This is a genomic window from Methylobacterium sp. 275MFSha3.1 (assembly GCF_900108435.1).
Lineage (GTDB): Bacteria > Pseudomonadota > Alphaproteobacteria > Rhizobiales > Beijerinckiaceae > Methylobacterium.
The window spans coordinates 128,837-135,629 of the sequence record NZ_FNWP01000020.1 but is presented as its reverse complement, the minus strand read 5'-3'; the positions used below and the strand labels follow the sequence as shown (position 1 = coordinate 135,629).

The 6,793-nt window shown below is 72.2% G+C and carries 5 protein-coding genes; 1 reads left to right on the top strand and 4 read right to left on the bottom strand.

Features of this window, described 5'->3' with window-relative positions:
* Positions 1-200 (bottom strand): transposase (locus tag BLW78_RS22390; protein WP_139307723.1); only part of this gene is annotated, 200 nt, incomplete at its 3' end.
* Between the two features lie 201 nt (positions 201-401).
* Here BLW78_RS22390 and BLW78_RS22385 point away from each other — a divergent pair.
* The gene (locus tag BLW78_RS22385) at positions 402-2,414 is read left to right on the top strand and encodes an alpha/beta hydrolase domain-containing protein (RefSeq protein WP_244527025.1); all 2,013 of its coding nucleotides are present in this window, start codon (positions 402-404) and stop codon (positions 2,412-2,414) included.
* A 57-nt stretch (positions 2,415-2,471) separates the two neighbouring features.
* Here the strand turns inward: BLW78_RS22385 and BLW78_RS22380 are convergent, their stop codons facing one another.
* The 3 genes from BLW78_RS22380 to BLW78_RS22370 form a co-directional block, all read right to left on the bottom strand.
* A complete protein-coding gene (locus BLW78_RS22380) occupies positions 2,472-3,653 on the bottom strand; it encodes a serine hydrolase domain-containing protein (protein WP_091682177.1) in 1,182 nt (393 codons plus the stop codon).
* Between the two features lie 221 nt (positions 3,654-3,874).
* A complete protein-coding gene (locus tag BLW78_RS22375) occupies positions 3,875-5,446 on the bottom strand; it encodes an ABC transporter substrate-binding protein (protein ID WP_056524301.1) in 1,572 nt (523 codons plus the stop codon).
* Between the two features lie 229 nt (positions 5,447-5,675).
* On the bottom strand, positions 5,676-6,044 hold the full coding sequence (locus BLW78_RS22370) for a hypothetical protein (RefSeq protein ID WP_132368888.1): 369 nt from the start codon (positions 6,042-6,044) through the stop codon (positions 5,676-5,678).
* Positions 6,045-6,793: the final 749 nt, after the last annotated feature.

Below are 6,793 nucleotides of genomic sequence, written 5' to 3'. Positions count from 1 at the left end.
CTGTTGTAGCGGTTGTAGACCGTCGTGTGCGGACCGTAAGCGGAGGGCGTGTCCTGCCAGCGGCAGCCGACCTTCAGCACATGCAGAATGCCGCTGATCACTCGCCTGTCGTCGACCCGGGGCTTGCCCGGTTGGCCGTGCGGCAGGTGCGGCTCGATCCGCCCCCAGGCTTCATCGGAGAGCCAGAACAACCGTGCCATCGCGAACCTCCTGCGCTGGAAACCCCAATCTCAGGAAGAAAACACGAGCAACAGCAGTTGGTTGTATGAGTTCCCTACCTAGGCTGCCCCTCGCGGATGCTCGCCTTGCCCGCCCGGGGGCCTCCCGAGACCGGCTGACAGGCGGTCCGGGAACGCAATGCCTTCGCGGGCAGCGCGCTCGACGGCCCGTTCCATCTGTGTTTGCTGACACGGCCGGCCAGGAGAACGAGCCGCGCGGGAGGGGGGACCAGGCGGACCGGTTGGGTTCTTGCCGGCGCGCTCGGCTGCGCGCTCGGCGTCACGCCGACCCAGGCGCGGATCACTCAGATCGAGGTCGTCACCGTCGAGCCGTTCGCCGACGGCGCTGAATTCGGACCTGCCGGCGCGTACGAGCGGGTCATCGGTGCCGCCCGCGGCGAGCTCGATCCGGCAGATCCGGCCAATGCCGGCATCGTCGACATCGCGCTGGCGCCGCGCAACGCGCGCGGCATGGTCGAATACAGGACCGACCTGTTCATCCTGCGCCCGAAGGACCCCGCCCGCGGCAGCGGTACGCTGCTGTTCGAGGTGCTGAACCGCGGCCGCAAGTTCCTCTTCAACTGGGTGCTGGACGCGCCGGCCCAAGGGGCCCAGGCTGTCAACGATCCGCGCAACGCCGTCGACGCCGGAACCGGCCTCGTCCTGCGTCGCGGCGACACGATCGTCTGGTCGGGCTGGGAGGCGGACGCGCTGCGCCAGCAGGGCGGCATGGCCATCGACGTGCCGGTCGCCTCCAGGAACGGCAAGCCGATCGTGGAGATCGTGCGCGACGAACTCGTGAGCGCGACGCGCGGGCCGCCGGAGGCGCCCTTCTATCTCACCTTCAAGGCGGCCAGCCAGGACAGGGCCGGCACGCAGCTGACCGTGCGCCGCCGGGAGGCCGACCCGCCTCGGCCGGTTCCGGAGGAGGCGTGGCACTACGCGACGCCGCGGCAACTCGAGCTCCTGCCCAAGGGAACGAAGCCGCTGCCGGGCTCGATCTACCAGTTCACCTACCGCGCCACCGAGCCGAAGGTGCTCGGCATCGGCTTCGCCGCGACGCGCGACGTGGTCGCCTACCTGCGCGGCGATGCCGCCGGTGGCGCCAACCCGGCGGGCGGAGCGATCCGGCACGCGGTCGCGCTCGGCATCTCCCAGAGCGGGCGGTACCTGCGCGACTTCATCGCCCAGGGCTTCAATCGCGACGAGGCCGGGCGCCGGGTCTTCGACGGCGTGCTGTCGCACATCGCGGGGATCGGCGGCGTCTTCCTGAACGCGCGCTTCGGCCAACCGTCCCGCACCAACACGCAGCACGAGGACCATCTCTATCCGGAGAATGCCTTCCCGTTCTCCGCGGCGGCTCAGCACGACCCGGTGACGGGACGGACCGGCGCGCTGCTGCGCGACGACGGCTTCGACCCGTTGCTGATCGAGGTGAACACCGGCACCGAGTACTGGCAGAAGGGTGCCTCGCTGCTGGCGACGGATCCCCTGGGCCGCACCGACTTGGCCTTGCCCGACACGACACGCGTCTACTTGGTCTCGAGCGGCTTCCACTACGGGCGCGCCGGACTGACCTCGAGCAGAGGCCCCTGCGCCAACATGCGCAGCACCCTCAATCCGGCGCCTGCCCTCCGGGCGCTTCTCGTCGCACTCGAGGACTGGGTGACGCTCGGCACGCCCCCGCCCGACAGCCGGATCCCGCGCCTGTCGGACGGCACGCTGGTGGAGCCGGCCGAGGCCGGCTATCCCTTCATCGTCGGTGTGCCGGTCCCGACCGCCCCGAACACGATCGCCCGCTTCAGCACCTACGTCGATCCCAAGCCCGAGAGCGGGCCGCAGTACCGGCCGCTCGTGCCCCGCGTCGACGCGGATGGCAACGACGTGGCAGGCATTCGCCTGCCGGCCGTCGCCGCACCGCGCGCGACCTTCACGGGCTGGAATCTCTACGCCGATCCCTTCCCGGCGGGGGCCCTCTGCGACCGGGAGGGGAGCCAGCTTCCGTTCGCCCGGACCCGGGCGGAGCGGGAGGCCAACGGGGATCCGCGGCCCTCGCTGGAGGAGCGCTACCCGGATCCGAATGCCTACCTGGCTGCCGTGACCAAGTCCGTGGACGCGCTGGTTCGGGATCGCCTGCTCCTGCGCGAGGACGGCGACCGCCTTGTCCAGGCGGCGCGGCAGGAGTCCGCGCCATGACCGCTCCGGATTCGGTCGTGCCGCCGGCGTAGACATGCGTCGGGCGGACCTTGTCCCTCAGGGAGACGTCTCGGACAGTCGACGGTCTTCCAGGGCGGCGTAGACCATGGTGCGGGTCAGCGTGCGGTAGTGCTGGCGCTGGTCGGCCGAGGAGGTCTGCATCATCAGGAGCGCGAAGAACCCCTCTACAGGGTCAACCCAGAAGTATGTGCCTCCGACGCCGCTCCAGAACCAGTCGCCGACATTGCCGGGGAACGGCGCCTCGCCCGCCGCGAGGCGGACCGCCACGCCGAGCCCGAAGCCGTAGCCCGGCCCCGGCGGATAGTAGGCGGCCTTCGCGATCGCCGCCCCGAGATGATCCGAGGTCATGAGCCGCACGCTGGCCGGCGCCAGGACGCGCGCGCCGTCGAGACTGCCGCCGGCGAGAAGCATGCGCAGGAAGCGGGCGCAGTCCGCTGTGCTCGATACGAGGCCGCCATTGCCCCTCTGGCCGCGCCGCGGCTGCGCGGGATCGTGAAAGACAGGGCGCTGCCCCGGTGCTTGCGGCAGCGGCTGCGCGACGCGTGATCCCATCGCGGCCGAGATCTGGAACAGCGTGTCGGCCATGCCGAGCGGCTCGAGCACGGTCGCGTCGAGGACCCGCTGCAGATCCGCGCCGCCCGAGATCTCCAGGACGCGGCCGAGCACGTCGGTGGCGTGCGAGTAGTGCCACACCGTGCCGGGCTCGTGCTCCAGCGGCAGGCGGGCGATCCGGTCGGCGAACGCCGCGTTGTCGAGATCCTCGGCGAGCAGGCCGTCGGCCGCGTAGGCGCGCCGCGCCGGCCCGTCGCCGAGATGGCCGTAGGCGATCCCGGCGGTGTGGCGCAGGAGATCCTGAACGGTCGGCCTGGCCCTGGCGGGCCTGAGGCCGCCGTCCGGATCGAGCACCGACAGGTGCTCGAAGGCGGGAATGAACGCCGCCACGGGCTGATCGAGGCGCAGGGCGCCGCGCTCGGCGAGCACCATGGTAGCGGCGGAGACGACGACCTTGGTCATGGAGTAGATGCGCCAGAGCGCGTCGGGCCCGAGGGGGGCGCGCGCGACGCGGTCGCGGTAGCCGACGGTGCGTCGCCAGATCGCCCCGTCCGCGCCGCCGACGAGCAGGTCGGCCCCGGCGATCGCGCCGCTGTCGACATCGGCCGTCAGGCGGTCGCCGAGGCGGTCGAGGTGGCGGGAGGAGAAGACTGGCGCAGTCCGCATGGCACCGATGTAGCGCGCGCCACCGCGCCCGCATCGCCGCGGCCGCGAAAGGCCGGACGGCGACGCGCATCGGCTCCGGTGTCCTCGGGGCGCCGCGCGCCGGGGCGACGGTCCGGCGCGGGGAAGGATGGCGCGCCACGTACGGACCGGGCGCGGCTCTAAGCCTCTGTTTCGACGCGCTCTCTTGCGCCGGACCGGTATCCACTTCGGTGCAGAGCGCTCTAGGCCGGCCTGACGTCGTAGAATTGCGGGAAGCCGTTGCGCACGCCCGTCAGGCCCCGATAGGCCGTCGCCTCGTAATAGGCGCCGAGCGGCAGGTACGGCACGTCGATGAAGAACTGTCGCTGGATCTCGGCGCAGATCGCCTTCTGCGCCGCAGAATCGGGCGCGGTGAACCACGCGGCGCGCAGCTCCTCGAGACGGGGCGCGCGGGGCCATCCGAACCAGGCCTGGTCGCCGTTGCCGCGGATGCCGAGCTGGCCGGCGGGATCGAAGTTGTTGGTGCCGTTCAGGTAGGTGACGAAGGTGCTCCAGCCGCCCTTGTCCGGGGGCTGGCGGCTCGCCCGGCGCTGCACCAGGGTCCCCCAGTCCATCGCGACGAGGTCCACGGCGAGCCCGCATTTCTGGAAGGCTTCGGCCGCGACGAGGGCCAGGGGATGGGTGGCCGGGTAATCGGTCGGGTCGAGCATGACGACGCGCTCGCCCCGGTAGCCGGCCTCCGCCAGGGCGCGCCTGACCGCGGCGTAGTCGCGGGGGCCGACCAGCCCGTCGGTGCCCGCGCGCGTCGCCATCGGCGCCTCGGGGCTGAAGACGCCGACATGGTCCTTCCACAGGGCGCGCTCGTCGCCCGCGACCGCGCTCATGAACTCGGTCTGGTCGATGGCGCCGAGCAGCGCCCGGCGGATCGCGGGATTGTCGAAGGGCGGATGCAGGTGGTTGAAGCGCAGGCAGCCGATGCCGCCGGCCGGATCGAGCACCTCCAGCCGGATCCCCGATCTGCTCCTGAGCAGCGCCTGCAGGTCCGGCGTCGGGTTCTGCCACCAGTCGACCTCGCCGGCCGCCAGCGCGCTCGCGGCGGTGGAGGCGTCGGGCACGATCCGCCACTCGATCCGCTCGAAATGGGCCCGCTTCGGTCCGGCGGTGAAGCTCGCCGCGCCGTCCGGGCGGGGCACGTAGCCGTCGAAGCGCTCGTAGACGGTGAGCGCCCCCGGGACGCGCTCGTCCGCCTTGAAGCGGAACGGGCCCGAGCCGACCATCTCGGTGACCTGCGTGTTCGGGTCGGTCTTCGCCAGGCGCTCCGGCATGATGCAGGGCATCGAGGTACCGGTCTTGCCCAGAGCCGCGGGCAGCAGCGGGAACGGCCGCTTGAGGCGGAACTGCACGACGCGGTCGGAGGTCGCCGCGAGTTCGTCGGTGGCGTCGATCAGCGCCCGGCCGAAGGCGTCGCGGGCGGCGAAGCGGCGCACGCTCGCCACCGCGTCGCGCGCCAGCACCGGCGCGCCGTCGTGGAAGCGCAGGCCCTCGCGCAGGGTCAGGCGCCAGAGGCGGCCATCCGCCTCGACGGCGTGGCCCTCGACCATCTGCGGCTGGAACTCGTAGCCCGCGGTCTGGCCGTAGAGGGTGTCGAAGACGAGGTAGCCGTGGTTGCGCGTCACGGTCGCCGTCGTCCAGATCGGGTCGATCACCGCGACGTCGCTTTCCGGGATGAAGCGCAGGACCTTGGCGGGCTGCGCGACGGCGGGCCGCGCGACCGCGGCGGCGGCCAGGGCGGCGAGGACCTCGCGGCGCCTCATCGGCGAGCGCTCGTGCTGGATGCCATCGGAGACCGTGCGCCCGTCACCCTCGTCGCGTCGCATGGTGCCCTCGGAGAGGCAGCGAGGCAAACGCGGGGCCGCGCCCCGCCGCGCGCGGCCGCGTCAGCGGGCGGTGCCCGGGGCACAGAGGCGGGGCAACTCGCGCCGCGAGCCCCCTGGACGACCCCGCGTCCGCCGGGCCGGAGCCTCCGTCCCGGCGCCCCGGGCCCTAGCGCTCGCGGTCGGCCCCGGAATCGGCCTGCTCGGGCGCGGTCATCTCCGGCGTCAGCAGACCGAGTTCGATCAGGAAGGCCGAAGTCGGTTCCAAGTAGACGCCGATCTGGATCGCATCCGGGTCCGAATGCGGCGTCACATAGGTGCGCCTCTCGTACAGCTCGGACTCGCCGCTCGCCAACAGGTCCAGCAACGCGCACCGGCGCATCCAAGAGATGATCCCGCGCGCGTAGGCGTCTTCGACCAGCTTGAATCCGCCGATCACGGCCTGTTCGAAATCGGGATCCGTTCGGATCACGACTCTGCGGGGTGTTTCCTGCATGTGTGTCCTGCGACGCTCTCGGATCGCGGCCAGCCGGCTCATGCTGATCTTGCGGCCGGCCGTCGAGGCTGACCCAGACTCGGACCAGTCCTGTCCAGGCGCAGAGCCCGCGCGGGCATTTCCGTCGCCATCATTTGTGGTGCTCGGTGCTCGACCGAAGGACGTAGCACCCTGTCGCGGGCCGCCGCGCCCGCGGCTGAGGCCCCGCGGTCACATCGCTGCGCCGTGTCGTTCGATGTGCCGCACGCCTGCACGATCGCCGCGGAGTCGCCGGAGGGGCCGCTCGGTCGGGCGCTCCCCGAGCCGGCCGCGGTCCGAGCCGGCGGCGGTCCGAGCCGGCGGCGACGGCGACCCCGTCGCTCCGGCAACGCCGCCGGCGCGGGTGCTCCGGAACACGCCGGGCCTGAAAGCTTGAGCCTACATCGGGATCACACCGCGACGACAGTCGCGAGCCCGATGGAGACGACGATGACCTGGACGAACCGCATCACCGTAGCCGCGACCCTCATCGGCGGCGCGATCGCGCTGGTGACTTACGCGCAGGCCCTGAGTCTGCCGACGCACTTCGCCTGAGCCCGCCTGCCGGGGGAGCGCCCCGCGCCGCTCCTCCGACGCCGTCGTGACGGCCACCGTCGCGTTGAGACTTATCGCGCAGCCCACGATCGGGCCGCCTCGCTTCGTCCGAGGGGCGCCTGGCGGACCGCTCTGAGCCGCTCCGGGCCGCGCCGTCGGCGCGCGCGGTTCTCGGCAGGATCGGCCACGATCGCCCAGGATCGCCCAGGATCGGGCGC